We start from the raw sequence: 23,299 nt of genomic DNA, 5'->3' as shown, positions 1-23,299 counted from the left end.
GCCCCGGCCGGTCCGAGGCATCGAATCAGGTGGCGTGGCCGTCGCTCTGCCGGCGGCGCCTGGCCATCAGGGTGATCTCGACATGGGCGCCGCCGTACAGGTGCGGCGCCTGGGTGCAGGTGCGGGCCGGGTAGCGGTGATCCTCGAAGAACTCGGCATAGACGGCATCCATCATGCGGATCTCGTCGAGGTCGGTGATATGCACGTCGACCCGCACCGCATCGTTCAGGCTACAGCCCACCGACGCGAGCATGAGCTGGATGCGTCGCATCACCAGCCGCGTTTCCTCGCGGATGTCGCCGAGCACCGTCTCGCTGCCCTGGATATCCTCCGCGGTCAGGCCGGAGAGGAAGACATAGTCGTCGTCGATCGCCATGTGGCTGCCCGGGAAGAGCGGCGTGGGCAGGGTGGGGTCGTTGCGATGATCCGGCATGAGGCGCCCTCCGTGTCTCGGGATTCACCGTCACTATAGTCGCTCGGGCGCTTGTCTCACCGCGGCTATACTGGGCAGGCATCGAGCAGGAGGGCCATACCAGGAGCCTGTCGGACTTAACGCTGATCTACTGCGCGAGCCGGTCTTTCTCGCGACGATCGGTCAAGTCCGACAGGCTGCTAGCGGTGTTACAGGAACTCCTCCAACTCCTCGCTGCCCAGGTTGCCGCCGGTGATCACCACCACGATATCGCCCTCCGGCGGCAGCGCCACGGCCTCTTCCAGCAGGGCGGCCACGCCCACGGCGGCACCCGGCTCGGCGGCGAGCTTGGCCTGGTAGAGCAGATGGTGCATGGCGCGGCGGATGGCGGCCTCGTCCACGGCGACGAGCTCGCGGACATTCTGCCGGCTCAGCGGATAGGTGTGCTCGCCGACGATGGCGGCGGCCAGGCTCTTGGCGCAGGTGCTTACCCGCTCTAGCCTTGCCGGGCCACCCTGGGCCCAGGCGTGGGCCATGCTGGCCGCTCCGACCGGCTCCACGCCGATCAGCGAAAGCGCCGGGCGTAGGCTCGAGGCGGCCACGCCGATGCCGCCGATCAGCCCGCCGCCACCGATGGGGCAGAGGATCGCCTGGGCCTCGGAGGCCTGCTCGAGGATCTCCAGGCCCACCGTGCCCTGGCCGGCCATGATGCGCTCGTCGTCGTAGGGGTGCACCAGGGTGAGGCCGTGCTCCTCGACCAGCCGATGCATCAGCTCCCAGGCCTCGTTGATGTCGCCGTGCAGGATCACCTCGGCGCCGAGCTCACGACTGCCTTCCACCTTGAAGGGGCTGGCGTTCTCGGGCATCACGATGGTCACCGGCACCCCGACCTGGCGCGCCGCCCAGGCCAGGCCCAGGGCGTGGTTGCCGGCGGAGACGGCGCCGAGCCCGCCCTCGAGCGCTTCGCGGCCGGCGGTGCGCAGCCAGTTCAGGGCGCCGCGCGCCTTGAAGGAACCGGTGCGCTGGAAGAGCTCGCCCTTGAGCCACACCCGCCGCCCCAGTCGTTCGGTGAGGGTGTGGTCGAGCACCAGGGGCGTGGGGGAGAGGGTGTCGGCGATGCGCGCCTGCGCCTGCTGAAGCCGTGCCAGATTGATCATCTCGCCTCCATGGGGGATCGCAGGACCGTCCAGTCGGCCTGGCTATCCTTCAGTGTAACGTCGCGGCGAGTCGTGGTGTCGATATCGACTGCGGGCTTGGTAGCGAGCCGAAGCCGGACAGCGATGATCTTTGGCTACTGAACTCAGGGATCATGCATGTGTCGTACTATTTGACGTACGTGCGTGAAAGCGTACGCTCATTTTGAAAGCTCAACCGGAGGTGTACCATGCCGACCATGACTGCCAGCGAAGCCCGCGCCAACCTCTATCGGTTGATCGACGAGGCGGCCAGTTCGCATCAGCCCTTGCTGATATCGGGCAAACGCAACAAGGCGGTATTGATCTCGGAGGAGGACTGGGAGGCGATCCAGGAGACGCTCTTTCTGCTCTCGGTTCCCGGCATGCGCGAGTCGATTCGCGAGGGCATGGCGACTCCCGTTGACGAGTGCAGCGAGGAGCTGGATTGGTGACGTGGTGGTTGGTCTACACCAAGCAGGCCCAGAAGGATGCGAAGAAACTGGCGTCGAGCGGTTTGAAGCCGAAGGCCCAGGAACTGTTGAACCTGCTGGCCGAAGATCCCTTCCAGAAACCCCCTCCCTTCGAAACGCTCGTCGGTGATCTTTCCGGTGCCTCTTCCAGGCGAATCAATATCCAGCATCGTCTGGTCTACCAGGTCCTTGAGGGCGAGCGGATCGTCAAGGTGCTACGGCTCTGGAGTCACTACGAATAGTCGAAGGCCCCGTGCGGCGGCACGGGGCCTTCGTCGTACTCAGGGCCGGTAGACGAAGTAGTCGTTCATGATGTCGTGCTCGAGCTGGTGGACCCGGATGTTGCGGAAGCCGGCTTCCTCGAGGTAGGCCAGGGCGCGCTCGCGGCCCCACATGGTACCCAGCCCCTCGCCGCCCTGGGCCAGCGAGACCGTCACTGGGCCTCTTGCGACGCGCCCATCGACGAGGTGGCCGAGCAGGTGGGCCATGCCGACCCGAGCTTCTTCCGCCGCCTGTTCGGGCGCCGGGTGGGCCTGACGCCGAGCCAGTACCGCCGGCGCTTTCGCGCCATGCGATTGCGCCTGCAGTGACGGGGCCGAGCGAAAAGTCCCGACCCCGGTGTCGATTCCTCTGCCCACCGTTCGACCCAGCAGAGGACACCCCGACACACAAGGAGGAGCGAGCCGGATGAAATACGCCGCACTGGTCTATTACCAACAGAGCATCATCGACGCCATGACCGAGCAGGAGTGGCACGACCTCAACCAGGAGTGCCTGGCCGGCGTGGAGCGCCTGACGGACAAGGGCCACTACCTGGGCGGCGAGGCCCTGCAGCCGGTGGGCACCGCCACCAGCGTGCAGGTGCGCAACGGCGAGGTGCTGGTCTCCGACGGCCCCTTCGCCGAGACCAAGGAGCAGTTGGCCGGCTTCTACCTGCTCGACGCCCGGGACCTGGACGAGGCCCTGCAGCTGGCCAGCCGGATTCCCCCCGCCCGCTTCGGCACCATCGAGGTGCGCCCGGTGCGGGAACTGCCGCCCAAAGATGAAGGAGTACAGTCATGACTTATGTTGATGGATTCGTTGCCGCCGTTCCCACCGCCAACCGGGAGAAGTTCATCCAGCATGCCCGCGACGCCGCGGTGGTGTTCAAGGAGCACGGTGCCCTGAAGGTGGTGGAGTGCTGGGGGGATGACGTGCCGGAGGGCCAGGTCACCTCCTTCCCCATGGCGGTGAAGTGCCAGCCGGACGAAACCGTGGTCTTCTCCTGGCTGGTCTGGCCCTCCCGTGAGGTGCGCGACCGGGCCATGGCCAAGGTCATGGAGGACCCCCGCCTGCAGCCCGACGTGAACCCCATGCCCTTCGACGGCCAGCGGCTGGTCTACGGCGGCTTCGAAGTGATCGTCGACGAGTAGCCTCGCTGTCAGCGAAAACCTGGCGGGCGCTGCGGGTCTTCGGAAAAGTGCCTGGCCGAGCGGCACTGGCCGGGGGAGGGCCACCTGACGCCCCGCGGCTATACTTGTCGAGCAGCCAAGCGGCGAACCCGAGGGGCAGGCCATGGCCAGCAGCGACGCCTACCGCATCCATCGGCTCAGCGTCGAGGACCCGCCCATGGGGTGACCCCTTGCACCGGAGCACCACGGCCATGACCAACCCCAGCAAGCCCCTGTTCTGGCGTGACCCGCGCATGCCCCATGTGGAGCTGCGCAAGGTCGATGACGGCCGCAAGGTCTGCTATGCGCCGCACAGCCATACCCAGTGGTCGCTGGGCGCCATCACTGCGGGGGAGAGCACCTTTCGCTATCGCGATGACGAGTACCGGCTCCGGGCCGGGAGCCTGGTGCTGATGAACCCGGACTGGGTACACGCCTGCAACCCCATCGACGACCGGCCCTGGGCCTACCTGATGCTGTATGTGGATGCCGACTGGCTGACGCACCTGCGCCACGCCGCCGGCCTGCTCGAGGCGCCGCGCTGGCAGGACATTCCCACCGCGGTGATCGCCGAACCCGCCTGGTACCAGGGTTATTGCCGGATGGCCGCCTGCCTGCTGGACCCGCAGCGCGACCTGCTGGACAAGCAGAGCGAGGTGGTCGAGTACCTTTCGGCCCTGATGCACCACCTGGCCGGCCAGCCGACCCATCCGCGGCCGATGCCGCCGGCCACCCTGCGGGAGCTGGCCGCCTACCTGGACGAGCACGCGGTGGAGGAGGTGTCGCTGGACGCCCTGTGCCAGCGCACCGGCTACAGCCCTGGCCACCTCATCCGCGCCTTCAAGCAGCACTTCGGCCTCACGCCCCATGCCTACCTGATCAACCGCCGCATCCAGTTGGGGCAGCGTGAGCTGAAAGATGGCACGCCCATCGCCGAGGTGGCGCTGAATGCCGGCTTCAGCGACCAGCCGCACTTCCAGCGCACCTTCAAGCGACTGGTGGCCGCCACGCCCCACCAGTACCGCCGGTCGCTACTCGATCAGTAGGTAGACACAGCTGGCGGCGAGCAGGGCGGCCAGGACCCGGTTGACGCTGACCAGGACCGCGGGGCGGTGGACATGGCGGCGCAGGAAGGCCCCGGCGTAGACCCAGCAGCCCAACGACAGCCAGCAGATGGGCAGGTAGAGGGCGGCGAACAGCAGCACCTGCTGCAGGTCGTGGCCGCTGGTGTAGGCCCCGATGCCCGAGGCCGAGGCCAGCCACGCCTTCGGGTTGAGCCACTGCATCAGCGCACCGGTCAGGAAGCCCGGCGCCCGCTGGCTGTCGCCCGCCGGCAGCCGGCCGTCATCCCGGGCCAGCCGCACGCTCAGGTAGAGCAGGAAGGCGACCCCGGCCCAGCGCAGGGCGTCGTTCAGCCCCGGCACCACCGCCAGCAGCGAATAGAGGCCCAGCCCCACGGCAATGAACAGGGCGATGAACCCCAGGGTGGCGCCGGTGACGAAGACCAGCCCCCTGGGCAGGGGATAGCGGGTGCCGCTGCTCAGGCACACCAGGTTCACGGGACCCGGCGAAATCGAGGCCGCCAGGGCAAAGGCCGACATCGGCAGAATCATGGCAAGGCTCATCGTCATCCTCCTGGGTGGCAATGGCCTAAGTCTGCGATGGCGGTCGCTGGTGGTATTGAACGAAATTGCGGTGCCCCGCCCAGCCGGTAGCGGTTCGCGCTGCGGTGAGCGCGTGCGTGTCTGCGGCCCCATCACGATGCGCATCGTTCCCCGGCGACGGAGTTTCTCGAGGCCGAGGGCATTCCCTACGTGGATGAGTAGGCCCTTCGCGGCTCGTTGCCGCGAGAGCCGGCCTTGTCAGGACCGCCGGTCGGTAGTTTTTTGTCAAGGGCCGAGACGGACGGCGGCAAAAACGGGATAATGGCGGGTTTTCCTCCATCGCTCTGCCGCCCACGCTCAACCGTTCGGTGCCGTTCCCCATGGAAATCAAAGTCAATTTTCTCGAAAACCTCCGGCTGGAGGCCAAGTTTGACGATTTCACCGTCGTCACCGATCAGCCCATCCGCTACAAGGGCGACGGCTCCGCGCCCAGCCCCTTCGACTACTTCCTGGCCTCCTCGGCGCTCTGTGCGGCCTACTTCGTGCGGGTCTACTGCAACGCGCGGGGCATCCCCACCGAGAACATCCGCCTGTCGCAGAACAACATCGTCGATCCGGAGAACCGCTACAACCAGGTCTTCAGGATCCAGGTCGAGTTGCCGGAGGACCTCTCCGACAAGGATCGTGAGGGCATCCTGCGCTCCATCGAGCGCTGCACGGTCAAGAAGGTGGTGCAGACCGGTCCCGAGTTCCAGATCGAGACCGTGGAGAACATCGACGAGGATGCCCAGGCCCTGCTGATGGCCAAGCCGGAGGGGGAGGCCAGCACCTGGATCGAGGGCAAGGACCTGCCGCTGGAGCAGACCATCGCCAACATGACGGGCATCCTGTCGGAGCTCGGCATGAAGATCGAGATCGCCTCCTGGCGCAATATCGTGCCGCATGTGTGGTCGCTGCACATTCGCGATGCCGCCTCGCCGATGTGCTTCACCAATGGCAAGGGGGCCACCAAGGAGAGCGCGCTGTGCTCGGCACTGGGCGAGTTCATCGAGCGCCTGAGCTGCAACTTCTTCTACAACGACCAGTTCTTCGGCGAGGAGATCGCGGGCAGCGCCTTCGTTCACTACCCGGACGAGGAGTGGTTCCAGCCGGGGCCGAACGACGCGCTGCCTGCGGGGATCCTCGATGACCACTGCCGGGCGATCTACGATCCGGATGGCGAGCTGTGCGGCTCGCACCTCATCGACACCAACTCCGGCAAGGTGGCGCGCGGCATCGTCTCCCTGCCCTTCGTGCGCCAGTCCGACGGCGAGACGGTGTACTTCCCCTCCAACCTGATCGAGAACCTCTACCTCAGCAATGGCATGAGTGCCGGCAACACTTTGCATGAGGCCCAGGTGCAGTGCCTGTCGGAGATCTTCGAGCGGGCGGTGAAGAAGCAGATCATCGAGGAGGAGATCGCGCTGCCGGATGTGCCCCTGGAGGTGCTGGAGAAGTACCCCGATGTTCTCGAAGGCATCAAGGCGCTGGAGGCCCAGGGCTTCCCGGTGCTGGTCAAGGACGCCTCCCTGGGCGGTCAGTTCCCGGTCATGTGCGTCACCCTGATGAACCCGAAAACCGGCGGCGTCTTCGCCTCCTTCGGGGCGCACCCGAGCTTCGAGGTGGCCCTCGAGCGCAGCCTGACCGAGCTGCTGCAGGGCCGTAGCTTCGAGGGCCTGAACGACTTCATGGCGCCCACCTTCAACTCCCACGCCGTCTCCGAGCCCAACAACTTCGTCGAGCACTTCATCGACTCATCAGGGCTGATCTCCTGGCGCTTCTTCAGTGCCAAGGCGGAGGTCGAGTTCGTCGAGTGGGATTTCTCGGGAACCAACGAGGAGGAGGCCGCTTGCCTGTTCGGCATCCTCGAGGAGCTGGGCAAGGAGGCGTATGTGACCGTCTTTGATGACCTGGGCGCGCCGGTGTGCCGTATCCTGGTGCCAGGCTACTCCGAGGTCTATCCGGTGGAGGACCTGATCTGGGACAACACCAACATGGCGCTGGACTACCGGGAAGACATCCTCAACCTCCACGCCTTGAGCGATGACCAACTGGCCGACCTGCTGGAGCGCCTCGATGAGAGCCAGCTCGACGACCATATGGACATCATCACCCTGATCGGCATCGAGTTCGACGAGAACACCGTCTGGGGCCAGCTCACCACTCTCGAGCTGAAGCTGCTGATCAACCTGGCGCTGCAGCAGCACGAAGAGGCGCTGGAGCGGGTCGAGATGTTCCTGCAGTACAACGACAACACCGTCGAGCGCGGCCTGTTCTACCAGGCGATGAGGGCGGTGCTGGAGATCACCCTGGACGACGAGCTGGCGCTGGGCGACTACCTCTGCAACCTCAGGCGCATGTTTGGCGATGAGGCCATGGAGGCGGTGGTGGGCTCGGTGACCGGCGAGGTGCGCTTCCACGGCCTGACCCCGACCAGCATGCGGCTGGAAGGCCTGGAGAAGCACCAGCGCCTGATCGAGAGCTACAAGAAGCTGCACGCGGCGCGGGCCGCCAGGGCCGGGATGACGGCCTCGACGGCGTAGCCTTCATTCGCCCGTGATGACAAAGCCCCCGAGCCAGGCGACTGGCTCGGGGGCTTTGCGTTCCGGGGCGCGATTACCTGGCGGCGAGTGCCACGCCCACCTTGGAGCGGTTGGGCCGCTTGATCGTCTGGGTGATCCAGGTGCCGGTCTCGGCCAGCGCCTCGAGGTCGATGCCGGTCTCGATGCCGAGGCCGTTGAGCATATACACCACGTCTTCGCTGGCGACGTTGCCGGAGGCTCCTTTGGCATAGGGGCAGCCGCCGAGGCCGGCCACGGAGCTGTCGACCACCGCGATGCCTTCCTCCAGCACGGCGTAGAGGTTGGCGAGTGCCTGGCCATAGGTGTCGTGAAAGTGGGCGGCGAGCTTGTCCATGGGGATCTCGCGGGCCACGGCCTCGAGCATGCGCTTGGCCTTGAGCGGGGTGCCGGTGCCGATGGTGTCGCCCAGCGAGACCTCGTAGCAGCCCATGTCATGGAGCGCCTTGCTCACTTCAGCGACCTTGGCGGGGGCGATCTCGCCCTCGTAGGGGCAGCCGAGCACGCAGGAGACATAACCACGCACCCGCACGCCCGCCGACTGCGCGCGTTTCAGCACCGGGGTGAAGCGCTCGAGCGACTCGGCCACCGAGCAGTTGATGTTCTTCTGCGAGAAGGTCTCGGAGGCGGCGGCGAACAACGCGATCTCCTCGACACCGCACACCAGTGCCGCTTTCAGCCCCCTGAGGTTGGGGGCCAGGGCCGCGTAGGTGACGCCGTCGCGGCGGGAGATGTTCTGCATTACGTCGCAATGGTCGGCCATTTGCGGCACCCACCTGGGCGAAACGAAGCTTGTCGCCTCGATGTAGCGCACGCCGGCCGCGGCCAGGCGGTCGATCAGCTCGAGCTTGGTGGCGGTGGCGATCGGCTCGGGCTCGTTCTGTAACCCGTCGCGGGGGCCGACCTCGACCAGGCGAACGGATTTAGGGAATGTCATCGTTCATCTCCAATCTCTTCAGGGCTTACCGGACCGGTAGCCCGCCGGAGCCGACCTGAGCGATTTCGAATGCCTCGACGATGGTGCCACGTTCGCCGAGAAAATCGCCGAAGCCGCCCCTATGGGGTCAGACCCCGGCGGTATCGAATCCGCTCGCCGAGTGCACCATGAAAGGCCCGCAACTCGGCCGGGGTCTGACCCCATAGGGCCTCCCCGCGCTGGCAATCCACCACCGCCCAAAGGCTACCGCCGCGGCGGGCGCAACATCACTCGTCCGCGGCGAACTCCAGCAACACATCGCCCTGGCCCACGGTATCGCCGGCCTGGAAGTGGAAGCTTGCCACATGGCCGTTGGCGGGGGCGGCCATGGTGTGCTCCATCTTCATGGCTTCCATGACCATCAGCGGCATGCCCTTCTCGACGCTGGCCCCGGGCTCCACCAGCAGTGCCACCACGGTGCCGTGCATGGGCGCGGTGAGGGTCGATTCGACCTCGTGGTGGCCGTGGTCGATGGCATCGATACGGCGCCAGAACAGCCGGGTCTCGCCGCGCGGGTCGACCATCACCACCACATGGCCGTCGCGACGCGCCTGCAGGCGGCGGCGGTGGCCGTCGAGCGTGACCGCCACGGCGTCGCCGGCCAGTGGCTCCAGGCTGGCGGTGAGGGTCTCGCCGCCGATGGTCAGCTGCCAGGTGGTCTCGGTGCCGTGCTCGCGCCTTCCCTCGACCACTACCACCCCCTCAGCGTCGGGGGACTGGGCGTGGGCCTGGTTTTGGGTAGTGGGACACAGGGCGATGCGGATGGTGTGCGGGGCGTTGAGGCGAAAGCCGTCGTGGCGGTCCCAGGGGGAGTCGCTCTCGCACTCGCGGGCCAGCTGGTTGAGGCCTACCAGGGCGGCGCCGGCGTACTCCTCGATGCTGTACTGGCGTGGGGCGAACAGGGTGGCCTCGTTGCGCTCGATAAAGCGCGTATCCAGTTCGGCGTTCTTGAAGCCGGGATGCGTGGCCAGCCGCTGCAGGAAGGTGCGGTTGGTGACCACTCCCTGCACGTCCAGGGCCGCCAGCGCGCGGGCCAGGGTGGCCAGCGCCTGGTCGCGATCGTCCCCAAAGACGATCAGCTTGGCCAGCATCGGGTCGTAGTGCATCGAGACCGCGTCGCCGGTCGCCACGCCGCTGTCGAGGCGCACGCGCTCCGGGTCCAGGCCGGCGCCCTCCAGGTCCATGGCGAAGCGGGTCAGGGTGCCGGTGGCGGGCAGGAAGTCCTGCTCGGGGTCCTCGGCATAGAGCCGCGCCTCGAAGCTATGGCCGGTGATGGTCAGCTCGTCCTGGGAGCTGGGTAAGGCCTCGCCCATGGCCACGCGCAGCTGCCACTCGACCAGGTCCTGGCCGGTGATCATCTCGGTGACCGGGTGCTCCACCTGCAGGCGGGTGTTCATCTCCATGAAGTAGAAGGAGCCATCGGCATCCAGGAGAAATTCCACCGTACCGGCGCCCACATAGCCGATCTCCTGGGCGGCACGTACCGCGGCCTCGCCCATCTCGCGGCGCAGCTCGGCGGTCATGCCCGGGGCGGGGGCCTCCTCGAGCACCTTCTGGTGGCGGCGCTGCACGCTGCAGTCGCGTTCGAACAGGTAGACGCCGTTACCGTGGGAATCGCAGAACACCTGGACCTCGACGTGACGCGGCTGGGTCAGGTACTTCTCGATCAGCATGCGCGCATCGCCGAAGGCGGCCTGGGACTCGCGGCGGCAGCCGTCCAGGGCGGCCTGGAAGCCGTCACCGGATTCCACCACCCGCATGCCCTTGCCGCCGCCGCCGGCACTGGCCTTGAGCAGCACCGGGTAGCCGATCTTGTCGGCCTCGGCGCGCAGCAGGGCATCGTCCTGGTCGTCGCCGTGGTAGCCGGGCACCAGGGGCACGCCGGCATGGTGCATGCGCGCCTTGGCGGCGGATTTGTCGCCCATGGCGGCGATGGCCGAGGCGGGTGGGCCGACGAAGGTGATGCCGGCGGCATCGAGTGCCTCGACGAAGGCGCCGTTCTCGGAGAGGAAGCCGTAGCCGGGGTGGATGGCGCCGGCGCCGGTGCGCCGGGCGGCTTCCACCACCGCCTCGACGTTGAGGTAGCTCTCGCGCGCCGCGGCTGGCCCCAGATGCACGGCTTCGTCGGCCTCGCGCACGTGGCGGGCGTTGGCATCGGCGTCGGAGTAGACGGCCACGGTGCGCAGGCCCATGGCGCGCGCCGTGCGCATCACCCGGCAGGCGATCTCGCCACGGTTGGCGACCAGCAGGGTGTCGAACTTGGTCATGAGTTGGGCTCCGAGGCAGGCTTGTCGGGGGCGTTCTTATCAGAGGCCCAGGCGGGGTGGCGCTTCTCGAAGAAGCTGGCCAGGCCCTCCTGGCCCTCGGCGCTGACGCGCAGCTCAGAGATCACCCAGCAGGTGCGCTCGCGGGTGGCATCGGCGTCGGGCTCACGGGCCACTTCGGCGAGCAGCGCCTTGGTGGCGCGCTGGGCCTGGGGCGAGCCGGCCAGCAGCGTCTCGATCATGGTCTCGACCTCGTCGTCCAGGTCGCCGTGGTCGACCACCTGGTGGACCAGGCCCAGCCCGAGGCCGGTCGTGGCGTCGAGCACTTCGGCGGAGAGGGCGAAGCGACGCATCTGGCGCGGCCCGAGGGCGCGCTGCACATAGGGGCTGATCACCGCGGGTGACAGGCCGATCTTCACCTCCGAGAGGCAGAATCTGGCCTTCTCGGAGGCGATGACGATGTCGCAGCAGGCGGCCAGGCCCACGGCGCCACCGAAGGCGGCCCCCTGCACCCGGCACAGGGTCGGGCAGGGCAGGGTGTCCAGGCCGTGCATCAGCTTGGATAACTTGCGCGAGTCGGCCAGGTTGCCGTCGAAGTCGTACTCGACCATGCGCTTCATCCAGCCGAGATCCGCCCCGGCCGAGAAGCTCTTGCCTTCGGAACCCAGCACCACCAGGCGCACCTCGCCGCGGCCGGCGGCCTCGTGGAGCCGCTCGAGGTGGGCGTTGAGCTCGGCGATCAGGCTATCGTCGAAGGCGTTGTGGACCTCGGGGCGGTTCAGCGTCAGCCAGGCGACGCCGCGGGGGTCGATCTCCAGGCTTGAGTAAGTCTCTGTCGTCATATCGGTATCCTGCTGGCTTCGAGCTTCGAGCTTCGAGCTTCGAGCTTCGAGCTTCGAGCTTCGAGCTTCGAGCTTCGAGCTTCGAGCTTCGAGCTTCGAGCTTCGAGCGGTCGTGGCGCGTAGCCCGGTGCTCGTGACTGGCGCGAAGCGCCTACATACGGAAGACGCCAAATTTCGTTTCCGCGATCTCGGCGTTCATGGCCGCGGCCAGCGACAGGCCCAGGACATCGCGGGTCTGCATCGGGTCGATGACGCCGTCATCCCACAGCCTGGCGCTGGCGTAGTGGGGGTGGCCCTGGTGCTCGTACTGCTCGCGTGTCGGCGCCTTGAAGGCTTCCTCGTCCTCCTTCGACCACTCGCGGCCCTCGCGCTCGAACTGCTCGCGCTTGACCTGGGCCAAGACGCCGGCGGCCTGTTCGCCGCCCATCACCGAGATGCGGGCGTTGGGCCACATGAACAGCAGGTTGGGGTCATAGGCGCGGCCGCACATGCCGTAGTTGCCGGCGCCGAAGCTGCCGCCGATCAGCACGGTGAACTTGGGCACCCTGGCGCAGGCCACGGCGGTGACCAGCTTGGCGCCGTGCTTGGCGATGCCCTCGTGCTCGTACTTCGAGCCGACCATGAAGCCGGTGATGTTCTGCAGGAACACCAGCGGGATCTTGCGCTGGGCACACAGCTCGATGAAGTGCGCGCCCTTCACGGCGGACTCGGAGAACAGCACGCCGTTGTTGGCGACGATGCCCACCGGATAGCCGTGGAGATGCGCGAAGCCGGTGACCAGGGTGTCGCCGTAGTAGCGCTTGAACTCGTCGAAGTCGGAGTCGTCGACGATGCGCCCGATCACCTCGCGCACGTCATAGGGCTTCTTGAGGTCGGTGCCGACGATGCCGTAGAGCTCGGCCGGATCCAGGCGCGGTGGCTTCGACTCCTGCATCTTGAGCTGGCCGCGCTGCTGCCAGTTGAGCCGCGACACGCAGCCGCGCGCCAGCTGCAGGGCGTGGGCGTCGTTCTCGGCGTAGTGGTCGGCCACGCCGCTGACCCTGGCGTGGACGTCGGCGCCGCCCAGGTCCTCGGCACTGATGCTCTCGCCGGTGGCGGCCTTCACCAGCGGCGGGCCGCCGAGGAAGATGGTGCCCTGCTGCTTGACGATGATCGACTCGTCGGCCATGGCCGGCACATAGGCGCCGCCGGCGGTGCAGGAGCCCATGACCACGGCGATCTGCGGGATGCCCTCGGCGGAGAGGGTGGCCTGGTTGTAGAAGATGCGCCCGAAGTGGTCGCGGTCGGGGAAGACCTCGTCCTGGCTCGGCAGGTGGGCGCCGCCGGAGTCGACCAGATAGAGGCACGGCAGGCGGTGCTTGCGGGCGATCTCCTGGGCGCGCAGGTGTTTCTTCACGGTGAGCGGGAAGTAGGTACCGCCCTTGACGGTGGCGTCGTTGGCGACGATCACGCACTCGACGCCCGAGACGCGGCCAATGCCGGTGACGATGCTGGCGGCGGGCACCGGGTCGTCGTAGACCTCATGGGCGGCCAGCGCCGAGAACTCGAGGAAGGGCGAGCCCTCGTCGAGCAGGTGGTCGATGCGGTCGCGCACGAACAGCTTGCCGCGGGACTCGTGGCGGGCGCGGGCCTTCTCGCCGCCGCCCTGGCTGATCGCGGCGGTCAGCTCGCGCAGCTTCATCACCTCGTGGCGCATCGACGCCTCGTTGGTCTGGAAGCCCTCGCTGCGCGGATTGATCTGCGTTTGCAGGATTGCCATGTACCCCTCCGGGGAGCTTTAAGCTGTAAGCCTGAAGCTGTAAGAAAACCCCGTGAAGCAGTTGCTTACAGCTTACAGCTTATAGCTTACGGCTTGGGTTAAACGGATTCGTTGAAGATCTCGCGGCCGATCAGCATCCGCCTGATCTCGCTGGTGCCGGCGCCGATCTCGTAGAGCTTGGCGTCTCGCAGCAGGCGACCGGTCGGGTACTCGTTGATGTAGCCGTTGCCGCCGAGCAGCTGGATGGCGTCGAGCGCCACCTGGGTGGCTTTCTCGGCGCAGTAGAGGATCACGCCGGCGGCGTCCTTCCTGGACGTCTGGCCACGGTCGCAGCCGGCGGCCACGGCATAGAGGTAGGCGCGGCAGGCGTTCAGGTTGGTGTACATGTCGGCGATCTTGCCCTGCACCAGCTGGAACTCGCCGATGGGCTGGTCGAACTGCTTACGCTCGTGGACGTAGGGCACCACCACGTCCATGGCCGCCTGCATGATGCCGATGGGGCCGGCGGCGAGCACGGTGCGCTCGTAGTCCAGGCCGCTCATCAGCACCTTGGCGCCCTTGTTGATCTCACCGAGAACGTTCTCGACTGGCACCTCGCAGTCCTGGAACACCAGCTCGCAAGTGTTGGAGCCGCGCATGCCGAGCTTGTCGAGCTTCTGGGCGGTGGAGAAGCCCGTGAAGTCCTTCTCGATGATGAAGGCGGTGATGCCCTTGGAGCCGGCCTCGGGGTCGGTCTTGGCGTAGACCACCAGGACGTCGGCGTCGGGGCCGTTGGTGATCCACATCTTGTTGCCGTTGAGCACGTAGTGATCGCCCTCGCGACGCGCGCGCAGCTTCATGGAGACCACGTCGGAACCGGCGCCCGGCTCGGACATGGCCAGCGCGCCGACATGTTCGCCACTGATCAGCTTGGGCAGGTACCGGGCCTTCTGGGAGGCCGAAGCGTTGATCTTGAGCTGGTTGACGCACAGGTTGGAGTGGGCGCCATAGGAGAGGCCCACCGAGGCGCTTGCCCGCGAGATCTCCTCCATGGCGATGCAGTGCGCCAGGTAGCCCATGCCGCTGCCGCCGTCCTCGTCCGGCACGGTGATGCCGAGCAGGCCCATGTCGCCGAACTTCTGCCACAGGTCGTTGGGGAACTCGTTCTTCTCGTCGATCTCGGCGGCACGCGGGGCGATCTCGTCGCGGGCGAAGGCATTGACCTGGTCGCGCAGCATGTCCAGGGTCTCGTCGAGGCCGAAGTCGAGGGGCTTGTAGGGCGTGAGCATGGCGGCACTCCGTGATGTCGAGTCAGCGGTCGTTGTCAGGTAGAGCGGCTGCCGTCGCGCAAGCACGCAGGCCCCCGCTCGCAACTCTGTAAGGCGATGCTCCAAGCCTAGGTCAGGTTGACGTTAACGTAAAGTGAAGGTTGTGGTGGCTAAGACGAATGTCGAAGAGGGTGTGATCAGTGAGGGGGGAGTGGAGTGAGGGGTGAGGCAGGCCACCGTGCGGTGGCCTGCCTCGGCGTTCAGCCGGTGAGCACGGCGATCAACGGGTGATAAAGCGGAATGCCCAAGATGACGTTCAGCGGGAAGGTCAGGCCCAGGGCGGCGAGCATCGCCAGGCCGATATTGGCCTCGGGAACGGCGGTGCGCATGGCGGCGGGCGCGGCGATATAGGAGGCGCTGGCGGCGAGCGCCGTGAGGATCAGCAGCGACCCGCTGGGCAGGCCCAGCGCCAGGCCCACGCCAAGGCCGGACAGGGCCAGCAGCGGCGGGGCAATCAGGGCGAAGGTCAGCAGCCGCCAGTGGCGCCAGGGCAGGGGGCGCAGGGTCTCGGCGGCGGTCAGGCCCATCTCCAGCAGGAAGATGGCCAGCACCGCATGGAAGGCGCCGGTGAGCAGGTCAGTGACGTTGGCGCCCTGGGCCGGGCCGTACATGGCGCCGATCACCACGCCGCCGGCCAGCAGGATGACGCCGCGGTTGGTCAGGGTCTCGTGCCACAGGCCCTGCATGGCGGCCGCGGCCTCGGCGCCCCGGTAGCGGCGGTAGAGGGCGATGGCCACCATGATCGCCGGCAATTCCATCATCACCAGGTAGAGGGTCACCTCGGCGCCGATGGGCAGGCCGCGGCCCTCGGCGAAGGCGAGGGCCACGGCGAAGGTGCCGGCGCTCACCGAGCCGTAGTGGGCGGCCAGGCTGGCGCTGTCGGCGGCGGAGAGGCGCACCAGGCGACGCAGCACCGGCATCAGCGCCAGCGGAATCAGCGCGCCCAGCGCTGCTACCGTGGCCAGCTCCGGCACCAGCGACCAGTCGAGGTTGCCGTAGAGCGCCATGCCGCCCTTGAGGCCGATGGTCAGCATCAGCAGCAGGCTCAGGGTATCGTAGGCGGCGCGGGGGATGGTCAGGTCGGACTTCACCAGCCCGGCCAGCAGGCCGAGCAGGAAGAACATCACCACGATATCGGGCATCAGCGGATCTCGCGCAGTGGGGGAAGGGAATCGCCGCGCATTATGTGAACTCGCTGCTATTGATACCAATTAAGTCTTTGGCAATGCATCATAGATAATCATCTATGAACGACAGTGACCCATGAATATCCGTCACCTGACGTTTCGTCTACTGCAGGTCTATGTGGCGGTGGTGCGCGCAGGCTCCATCAGCGAGGCGGCCCGCCAGCTCCACCTGACCCAGCCCACCGTCTCCCAGCAGCTCAAGCGGCTGGGCGAAGCGGTGGGTGAACCGCTATTCGAGAGCCGCCAGGGCCGCCTGGTGTCGACCGAGGTGGGCAGCGAGCTCTATCGGGCCAGTCGCGAGGTGCTGGGGCGCTTCGACGATTTCGACGACTATCTCGTGGCCCTGCGTGGCGGTGAGCGGGGGCGCTTCTCCATTGCCCTGGTCAACACCGCCCAGTACGTGCTGCCCCGGCTGCTGGGGCCCTACAGCCGGGTGCATCCGGAAGTGGACGTGACGGTGCATATCGGCAACCGCCGGCAGATGCTCACCCGCTTCGAGCGCCAGGACGACGACCTCTACGTGTTCAGCCATCCGCCGTCGCTGGCTCATGCCCTGGCCGGGCGCTTCCTGCACAACCCGCTGGTGGCGGTCGCCCCGCGCGGCCATGCCCTGGAGGGCTCCGAGCAGGTGGCGATGGGCGAACTGCTCGAGGAGCGCTTCCTGCTGCGCGAGCCGGGGTCGGCCACCCGCATGCTGTTCGAGCGCTGGCTGCAGGAGCAGGGGCTCTCCCTGGGGCCGACCCTGCAAATGGCCAGCAACGAGGCGATCCGCGTGGGCGTGGCCTCGGGAATGGGGCTCGCCGTGCTCTCCGAGCACGTGCTGCCGCCGGAGCACCCCGACCTGGTGATCCTGCCGGTGGTCGGACTACCCATCGAGAGTCATTGGCAGTTCATCGTTCGCCGCGATCGGCGCCTGCCCCATGCCGCACTCGGCTTTTTGCGCTTCGCCGAGGCGCATCTCGACGAGTGCGTGGAGCCGCGCTTGCTGTGCAACGAGCTGGGGAGACTGTTGTCTGGGCTGGAAAAGCAGCCCTGGCACCAGTCGTGATCTCTCGATATCCGACTCCCGACCCACACGGAGCACCAGAGCGGGGGAAGATGGCATGGTGAGGGTCTTCACTACTCGTCTACAGTCGCGATAAGTGAGGAAGGTTTGTCGGGCATCACATCTTCAGGCAGGGCGGGAGGGTGACTCATCGGCCACGGGGCCAGGGTAAGTCCCGGAGGCAGGTGGCCGCACTCCCCAGACGACACGAGCATGACCTAGATTGTCATTTCCCGACGCCTGCCTTCTTGTGTCGACACTCGGGTGGCTTCGCTCAGTTGACGAGCTCAAGGCCGAGCTATACGAACTTGATGGATGATATACGGTTCAGTGACACCAGTCACACTTCGGTGCTGATCATCGTCATGCCCCCTTGCTATAAAGCTGTCGTATTTTGCACCATAAAACTTTATATTATAATATAGTTAAATACGATTCGCATCGGATGCGTCGATGATCGCAATCGGGCTGTAAGCTTTTACCGTCAGGGAAGACTACATAAGAATACAGCAATGCAGAACAGCAGGGATGCGGGGTTCCGATTGTCGAGATTTTGGTGTCAGCCGTCATCGAGGAGAGTGTCGTGTTCCGTTTGGAAGGGCGCGACAAGGTGGCATCTTGGGTCAGGCGTGCGCCTGGATGTGGCCGGGGGGCGGTAGCGTGCTGAGATGTTTTTCTCCCTGGACGAAACAGCCTTCACGATCATGCCAAGATAGCAGTCGGCCGGTACTCCTGTACCTAGTGAGCAAGGGGCCGGATTAGGTCGATGCTCAGTATATAAATGGTGAATGCCATGAATCATAATCCTTCGACAAGACTCAGGATTGTAGAGGCAGAAGCCTACCAACAAAACATCCTATCCGGTGTGTCTCGCACCTTTGCTCTCACCATACCCCAACTCCCGACGGCTCTTCGTTCGGTCGTGACTAATGCCTATCTGCTTTGTCGGATTGCAGACACCATAGAGGATGAGCCTGCGATTTCAGCCGCGCAGAAGGCCGTCTTGCATGAATGGTTCCTGGCGGTGCTGAAAGGCGAAGAAAAAGCACAGGACTTCGCTGAAGGAGTCACTCCACGGCTCTCCGATGCCACTCTGCCAGACGAACGAGAGTTGATGGCCAACACCTCGTTGATCGTGAGCTACACCCATAGTCTTGCGAAACCTCAACAGGAGGTGCTGGTCAAGTGTGTGAATATCATGTGCCGGGGCATGGGGCGCTACCAAGACAATGCCAGCTTGAAAGGCCTGAAAGATCTGAATGAGGTTGACTGCTATTGTTATCATGTCGCTGGTGTCGTTGGCGAAATGCTTACCGATCTTTTCTGCCAATATTCCAGTCAGGTGAACGAGAGAAGGACGGAGATGCTGGCTCTTGCTCCCTCGTTCGGCGAAGGTCTGCAACTCACCAATATTTTAAAGGACCTATGGGATGATAGGCAGCATGGTGTCTGCTGGCTTCCGTATGAAGAGTTTCGGGAGTTTGGTGTGGAGTTGACTGGCATGGCTCCGGGCCGAAGTGACAAGGCGTTCGCAGCAGCACTGCGCTACATGATCGGCATTGCACACGCCCATTTGCGCAATGCCTTTCTCTATACCCTCGCCATTCCGCCACAAGAGGTGGGTATCCGACGCTTCTGCCTATGGGCCATCGGCCTTGCCGTACTCACACTTTGGCGGATAGGCGCTCATCCGGCTTATAGCAGTGGCCGGCAGGTCAAGGTTTCTCGTCGCATTGTCAGAGCCACCATCATTGGTACCAGCCTGACGGCACGTCACGACTGGATGCTCAAGCTGTTGTTCTCCGGTGTGACCACGGGGCTACCATTCACGCAACTCCCGAGACTGGATCCGCAACTTAGCGCCTGGGTGACCAAGTCGACGTTAGACGGTGGCTCTCGAGTTGCAAGTGGCAGCCAACTGCTGCGTGATGTCGATAAGTAGGCAGATTGTCTTGGGCATGGCCAACGTCGTTGCGGAGGAAATCCCAAATATGGATGACGTGGTACGCATGACCCCGGGATATTCACCAAGTAGGCCTGAAAAAGAAGATAGCGAGCGGTTTCTCTTGTAGAATCAAGATGTTCCTAGCCGAACACGATTCAAGAGAACCACTCGCCATGGGTGAAACACTAACGTCCTGGTCGCCCGCCTGCAACGGCTCCGTCAACGTCCAGCTGAGCGGTGACACCACCACCAGTGACGGCGGCGCCTTGCTGCTCCGTGAGGCCCTCGATCGCAGCGGTGTCATCGAGGCGCTGGACGCTTATCTGGTCGATCCGCGTGACCCGCTGCGGGTCCGCCATTCGCTGGCCAGCCAGCTGCGTGCCGTCGTCCTGCAGCGCGCCATGGGGTGGTACGACCTGAACGATACCGGCACGCTGCGTCAGGATCCGCTGTGGCAATTGGCCAGCAGCGATGCGCGCGGTCTGACGCCACTGGGCGAGGCGCGCCACTCTCAGGCAACGCTGTCCCGGCTGCTCAAGTGCTTGGGATCCGATGACAATATCGATGTTGTCCACGAAGGCCTCCTGCGCCTGGCCTTCTGGCGTTGGCGCTCCCTGACCCCGGTACATCGGCCACGTCAGGTGACCCTGGACATCGATGGTCTGCCCATCGAGGTGTTTGGCCATCAGGGCAGCTCGGCTTACAACGGGCATGCCTATGTGCGACGCTGCCCAGTGCTGAGATAGCACCACCCGTCGCTCAGTAACGCTGCGGAGGCCCAAAATCCCCACCGATGGCCGCCGTGATGAATGAGGCGGGCTAACGGGTAGTGGCGGCGGCGGTTCCATTGTCGCCCTGTGTCCGCAGTAACCCGAACGCGTCGTCAACTCTCTGAATGAAGCCGGCTACAAGGCCATGGAGGTGACCATTGGCTGAACAAGACAACACAGTGCGCGACGAAATTGTCTCCTTTGATAGCGAGGAGCTTATCCTCGTCGACAATGAGGATTGTGAGATTGGGTGTTTAAGCAAAGCCCAGTGTCATGAAGGCAATGGCGTCTTGCACCGTGCTTTCTCATTGTTCGTGTTCAATCGTGCCGGTGAGCTACTCCTGCAGCAGCGCGCTAGCGGTAAACGATTGTGGCCATTGTACTGGTCCAATAGTTGTTGCAGCCATCCGCGGCGGGGCGAGGACATGAATGAGGCGGTGCATCGTCGCCTATGGCAAGAGATCGGCATTGAAGCAACGCTCGATTATCTCTATAAATTTCAGTATCAAGAGCGGTTCGGGTCCCGTGGCAGCGAACACGAGCTCTGCTGGGTATACCTGGGATTCAGTGATGAGGAGCCGCGACCCAATCGGCGGGAAGTTGCCGACTGGTGCTGGGTGAGTCCGACACGACTCGACACCGAGTTGAGTGAAGGTGAGAAGCAATTTACACCCTGGTTCAAGATGGAGTGGAAGAGGATGAGAGGCGAGTTTGAAAGTGAGTTAAAGAGATATATCAACTGAATAAATAAGGTAATCCCCCGGCTTTGCCGGGGGATGCTTACTATGGATGGCGAGATGGCACCGGAAATGCCAGTAACTTATGATAAAAAGAACCAGAAAGAGAAAAAATCCCGGTGCAGGAGGTTAAGGACTGATAGTGATATTGACCGCTCGGATAGTCTCATCGCCTGGCTGATAGAAGCCGTATTACAGCGAAACCATACCTGACAACAGCCTTTCGTTTTCTCAACAGTAGAGTCGCGAGACGCCATGAACAACCGAAGACTGGGGGTACTGGTCGGCATGCGCTGGGAGGCGGATACGCTGGGACCGCTCAGGTGGACGGATGATCTGGTCTGGCTGGTCGGCACTTATGTGCCGCTGCTGCGCTATTACGGCCTCACGGTGGCCTGGGCCCTGACGCTGCTTGTGGCCGCGACACTCTACCTGGGGATGACCTGGCTTTCGGCCTGGCAGTACCTGCGGGGCACCTGTGCCCGATGGCGAGGGCGACCCTATACCGCTTAATCGAGGCGGAAGAGTGCTTCGTCCTCGATGGCTCCCACATGCCGGTCATGGAATACTTTGTGCATGGTGGAGCCGTCGGCAAATGCCAGTTCAGTGGCATGTGGGACGGGATGCGACGGCTCGACGGCCGCTTCCCGACCTCCCAAGGGGGGCCGTGCCAGCGACATCGTCAAGGCCTATCTGGGGCTGCTGTGTCTCGGCATGAGTGACTGCGATGCCATCGAGAACTTCCGCCGGGACAGGCCGTTTCAGCAACTGCTCAATCTGCAGAAGATCCCCAGCACCGCCACACTGCGTCAACGGCTGGAAAAGCTGGCCGCCAACGACCTCCAGGCCCGCACGGCGGAGTGGTCAACGACCCTGCTGTCGCTGGTGGAGGCGCCCATCACCGCGTACCTGGGCAACGAGGGCTGGTGCCTGGGCCTGGAGCTGCGTCCTGGTAAGCGGCACACCATGAAGGAGAGCAACGCCTTCCTCGACGCGTGCTGCCGCGTGCTTACCCTCTGACCCAGGCACCGCTGCTGGTGCGCGAAGATAGCGGCTTTGATAGCCAGGCTCACCTGGCTCTTCTGGAGCAGCAGCGTCAGGTCTTCGCCGATGACGGGCGCGTCCTGGACTATATCGTGAAGTGGAACCCCCGCCGCGCGGCCAAGGAAGACCTGCGCCCCGGCAAACGCCAAGCCCTGTGGACGCAGACGGTCTCCCTCCGCCACGGGAACGTCGAGCATGAAGCCAAGCGCGTCATGCGGCTGGTGGAACGCACCACCCAGCCGCATGGCCTGTTTCTGCTGGAACCCGATTATGAGCTGGAGGGCTGGTGGACCAGCCTGGACGACACTCCGCAGGCCGTGATCCAGCGCTACCAGGCGCATGCCACGCACGAACAGTTCCACAGCGAGATCAAGACGGATCTCGACCTGGAACGCCTGCCCTCGGGCAAGTTCGCCACCAATGACCTGATCCTGCACCTGGCTCAGTTGGCTTACAACATCCTGAGACTGATGGGGCAGCTCGGCATGACCGGCGAGCTCAGTCCGGTGCGTCATCCGGCGAAACGTCGCCGGCTGCGCACGGTGCTGCAAGAGCTCGTGCATCGCGCCGCCCTGGTGATTCGCAAGGCCCGGCAGATCATTCCCAATATCGGCCAGGGCGTCGGGCGCATGACGGTGCTGTCCATCCTACGTCGCCGATTGCGATATCTCCGCGCCTCGCCATGCTGATCGGTCGATACTGTCGGATCCTCAGGGAACTGACGCTGCCACAATGGCCGGCGGGCAGGGTGGTGCCTGGCTGCCGGTGATCAAAAATTGCTCAGCGGAAGAGCCAGGGAAGATCTCGGCTTCGGGCTCACGGATTCAGGTTATCTTGATCGAGGCCATACATTGAATGGACGCTTACGGGCCTTCGCATTTCCCACGTCCATGTGGGTCACAAGGAAAAAAGGTAAAAATACGTAGTTTGTGAGCAGAATTACCGCGAGGCGTTGGGGAAGAAGAGCTGCTGACCCTTCACCTCGAAGCCGGCGATGGCCCGCTGGCCCTCCTCGGAGAGCAGCCAGCGGTGCCACCGTTCGGCGAGGTCGTGCTTGAGGTGCGGGTGGCGCCCAGGGTCGAGCAGCAGGCTGCCGTACTGGTTGAACAGTGCCTCGTCGCCCTCGAACAGCAGCGCCAGGTTCTGGCGATTGTCGAAGGCGACCCAGGTGGCACGGTCGGCCATCACGTAGGCGTCCATGGCGGCGGCGGTGTTCAGCGTCGGGCCCATGCCGCTGCCCAGCTCGCGGTACCAGGCGCCATCGGGCTCGACACCGGCCGACTCCCACAGACGCAACTCGGCGCGGTGGGTGCCACTGTCGTCCCCCCGCGAGGCGAAAGATGCCTGGGCCTCGGCGATACGGGCGAAGGCTTCGGTCACATCGGCGGCTTCGCGGATGCCGGCCGGGTCGTCGTCCGGGCCGACGACAACGAAGTCGTTGACCATCACGTCGGCGCGCTCGCTGGCCCAGCCGTCGGCGACGAATTGCTCCTCGCCCCGGGTGTCGTGCACCAGCAGGGCATCGGCGTCGCCGCGGCGGGCGATCTCGAAGGCCTGGCCGGTGCCGACCGCCACGACCCTTACCTCGATGCCGGTGGCCTCGGTGAACGCAGGGATGATGGCATCGAAGAGCCCCGAGTTCTCGGTGGAGGTGGTGGAGGCCAGGGTGATATGGCCGACGCTCTGGGCGGTGGCGTTAAGCGACAGCCCCATC

General features: G+C 65.0%; 22 protein-coding genes and 2 pseudogenes. 13 read left to right on the top strand and 11 right to left on the bottom strand.

The window, feature by feature from the left end:
- Positions 1–25 precede the first annotated feature (25 nt).
- A complete protein-coding gene (locus CR157_RS00990; RefSeq protein ID WP_110281683.1) occupies positions 26–433 on the bottom strand; it encodes a RidA family protein in 408 nt (135 codons plus the stop codon).
- A 188-nt stretch (positions 434–621) separates the two neighbouring features.
- Positions 622–1,569 (bottom strand): threonine ammonia-lyase, encoded by a 948-nt coding sequence (locus CR157_RS00985; protein WP_110281682.1) that lies wholly within the window; start codon positions 1,567–1,569, stop codon positions 622–624.
- Between the two features lie 227 nt (positions 1,570–1,796).
- Here CR157_RS00985 and CR157_RS00980 point away from each other — a divergent pair, with 227 nt between their 5' ends.
- Together CR157_RS00980 and CR157_RS00975 are read left to right on the top strand one after the other, a co-directional pair.
- Positions 1,797–2,039: a type II toxin-antitoxin system Phd/YefM family antitoxin gene (locus CR157_RS00980; protein WP_110281681.1), complete on the top strand. Its 243-nt coding sequence runs from the start codon at positions 1,797–1,799 to the stop codon at positions 2,037–2,039.
- Positions 2,036–2,299, top strand: a complete 264-nt coding sequence (locus CR157_RS00975) for a Txe/YoeB family addiction module toxin (protein WP_110281680.1) — start codon at positions 2,036–2,038, stop codon at positions 2,297–2,299. Before CR157_RS00980 ends, CR157_RS00975 begins: the two co-directional genes overlap by 4 nt.
- Positions 2,300–2,338: 39 nt before the next feature.
- On the opposite strand, the gene CR157_RS00970 is transcribed toward CR157_RS00975, so the two are convergent.
- Positions 2,339–2,494, bottom strand: coding sequence for a hypothetical protein (locus CR157_RS00970; RefSeq protein WP_258364095.1), 156 nt, complete (start codon positions 2,492–2,494; stop codon positions 2,339–2,341).
- Between CR157_RS00970 and CR157_RS00965 the strand changes: the two genes are divergently transcribed.
- From CR157_RS00965 to CR157_RS00950, 4 genes are all read left to right on the top strand, one after another.
- Positions 2,474–2,647, top strand: coding sequence for a helix-turn-helix domain-containing protein (locus CR157_RS00965; RefSeq protein WP_258364085.1), 174 nt, complete (start codon positions 2,474–2,476; stop codon positions 2,645–2,647). The genes CR157_RS00970 and CR157_RS00965 overlap by 21 nt on opposite strands.
- A 97-nt stretch (positions 2,648–2,744) precedes the next feature.
- The gene (locus CR157_RS00960) at positions 2,745–3,119 is read left to right on the top strand and encodes a YciI family protein (RefSeq protein ID WP_110281679.1); all 375 of its coding nucleotides are present in this window, start codon (positions 2,745–2,747) and stop codon (positions 3,117–3,119) included.
- Entirely contained in the window at positions 3,116–3,469 is a 354-nt protein-coding gene (locus CR157_RS00955) for a DUF1428 domain-containing protein (RefSeq protein ID WP_110281678.1), read from the top strand. The genes CR157_RS00960 and CR157_RS00955 overlap by 4 nt, the downstream gene beginning before the upstream one ends.
- Positions 3,470–3,699: 230 nt before the next feature.
- Positions 3,700–4,533: an AraC family transcriptional regulator gene (locus CR157_RS00950; protein ID WP_110281677.1), complete on the top strand. Its 834-nt coding sequence runs from the start codon at positions 3,700–3,702 to the stop codon at positions 4,531–4,533.
- Here the strand turns inward: CR157_RS00950 and CR157_RS00945 are convergent.
- The gene (locus tag CR157_RS00945) at positions 4,519–5,112 is read right to left on the bottom strand and encodes a LysE family translocator (RefSeq protein ID WP_110281676.1); all 594 of its coding nucleotides are present in this window, start codon (positions 5,110–5,112) and stop codon (positions 4,519–4,521) included. The genes CR157_RS00950 and CR157_RS00945 overlap by 15 nt on opposite strands.
- 359 nt (positions 5,113–5,471) lie before the next feature.
- Between CR157_RS00945 and CR157_RS00940 the strand changes: the two genes are divergently transcribed.
- Positions 5,472–7,673 carry an OsmC domain/YcaO domain-containing protein gene (locus CR157_RS00940; protein WP_110281675.1) on the top strand — a complete coding sequence of 734 codons (2,202 nt, stop codon included), beginning with the start codon at positions 5,472–5,474 and terminating at the stop codon, positions 7,671–7,673.
- Between the two features lie 73 nt (positions 7,674–7,746).
- Here the strand turns inward: CR157_RS00940 and CR157_RS00935 are convergent, their stop codons facing one another.
- The 6 genes from CR157_RS00935 to CR157_RS00910 form a co-directional block, all read right to left on the bottom strand.
- Positions 7,747–8,646: a hydroxymethylglutaryl-CoA lyase gene (locus CR157_RS00935; RefSeq protein ID WP_110281674.1), complete on the bottom strand. Its 900-nt coding sequence runs from the start codon at positions 8,644–8,646 to the stop codon at positions 7,747–7,749.
- 266 nt (positions 8,647–8,912) lie between these two features.
- On the bottom strand, positions 8,913–10,952 hold the full coding sequence (locus CR157_RS00930; RefSeq protein ID WP_110281673.1) for an acetyl/propionyl/methylcrotonyl-CoA carboxylase subunit alpha: 2,040 nt from the start codon (positions 10,950–10,952) through the stop codon (positions 8,913–8,915).
- Positions 10,949–11,791, bottom strand: a complete 843-nt coding sequence (locus tag CR157_RS00925) for an enoyl-CoA hydratase-related protein (RefSeq protein WP_110281672.1) — start codon at positions 11,789–11,791, stop codon at positions 10,949–10,951. Before CR157_RS00925 ends, CR157_RS00930 begins: the two co-directional genes overlap by 4 nt.
- A 151-nt stretch (positions 11,792–11,942) precedes the next feature.
- On the bottom strand, positions 11,943–13,550 hold the full coding sequence (locus CR157_RS00920; protein WP_110281671.1) for a carboxyl transferase domain-containing protein: 1,608 nt from the start codon (positions 13,548–13,550) through the stop codon (positions 11,943–11,945).
- 98 nt (positions 13,551–13,648) lie between these two features.
- A complete protein-coding gene (locus CR157_RS00915) occupies positions 13,649–14,818 on the bottom strand; it encodes an isovaleryl-CoA dehydrogenase (RefSeq protein ID WP_110281670.1) in 1,170 nt (389 codons plus the stop codon).
- 239 nt (positions 14,819–15,057) lie between these two features.
- Positions 15,058–15,999 (bottom strand): sodium-dependent bicarbonate transport family permease, encoded by a 942-nt coding sequence (locus tag CR157_RS00910; RefSeq protein ID WP_110281669.1) that lies wholly within the window; start codon positions 15,997–15,999, stop codon positions 15,058–15,060.
- 121 nt (positions 16,000–16,120) lie between these two features.
- Here CR157_RS00910 and CR157_RS00905 point away from each other — a divergent pair, with 121 nt between their 5' ends.
- The 6 genes and pseudogenes from CR157_RS00905 to CR157_RS00875 form a co-directional block, all read left to right on the top strand.
- Positions 16,121–17,092, top strand: coding sequence for a LysR family transcriptional regulator (locus tag CR157_RS00905; RefSeq protein ID WP_110281668.1), 972 nt, complete (start codon positions 16,121–16,123; stop codon positions 17,090–17,092).
- Positions 17,093–17,882: 790 nt separating this feature from the next.
- Entirely contained in the window at positions 17,883–19,031 is a 1,149-nt protein-coding gene (locus CR157_RS00900) for a phytoene/squalene synthase family protein (protein WP_110281667.1), read from the top strand.
- Positions 19,032–19,168: 137 nt separating this feature from the next.
- Positions 19,169–19,744: pseudogene (locus CR157_RS00895) on the top strand (transposase); the annotation flags it as partial.
- 218 nt (positions 19,745–19,962) lie between these two features.
- Positions 19,963–20,547, top strand: coding sequence for an isopentenyl-diphosphate Delta-isomerase (idi, locus tag CR157_RS00890; RefSeq protein ID WP_219999863.1), 585 nt, complete (start codon positions 19,963–19,965; stop codon positions 20,545–20,547).
- 249 nt (positions 20,548–20,796) lie between these two features.
- Positions 20,797–21,054 carry a hypothetical protein gene (locus CR157_RS00885; RefSeq protein WP_110281666.1) on the top strand — a complete coding sequence of 86 codons (258 nt, stop codon included), beginning with the start codon at positions 20,797–20,799 and terminating at the stop codon, positions 21,052–21,054.
- Between the two features lie 107 nt (positions 21,055–21,161).
- Positions 21,162–22,274 (top strand): annotated as a pseudogene (locus tag CR157_RS00875) (IS1380 family transposase); the annotation flags it as partial.
- A gap of 250 nt (positions 22,275–22,524) precedes the next feature.
- Here the strand turns inward: CR157_RS00875 and CR157_RS00870 are convergent.
- Entirely contained in the window at positions 22,525–23,298 is a 774-nt protein-coding gene (locus CR157_RS00870; protein WP_373681004.1) for a substrate-binding domain-containing protein, read from the bottom strand.
- Between the last annotated feature and the right edge of the window lies 1 nt (position 23,299).

Source organism: Halomonas sp. LBP4 (assembly GCF_003202205.1).
Classification (GTDB): Bacteria; Pseudomonadota; Gammaproteobacteria; order Pseudomonadales; family Halomonadaceae; genus Halomonas; species Halomonas flagellata.
Note: the sequence above shows the minus strand (reverse complement) of the source record. Positions and strands in the feature narration are given on the sequence as shown.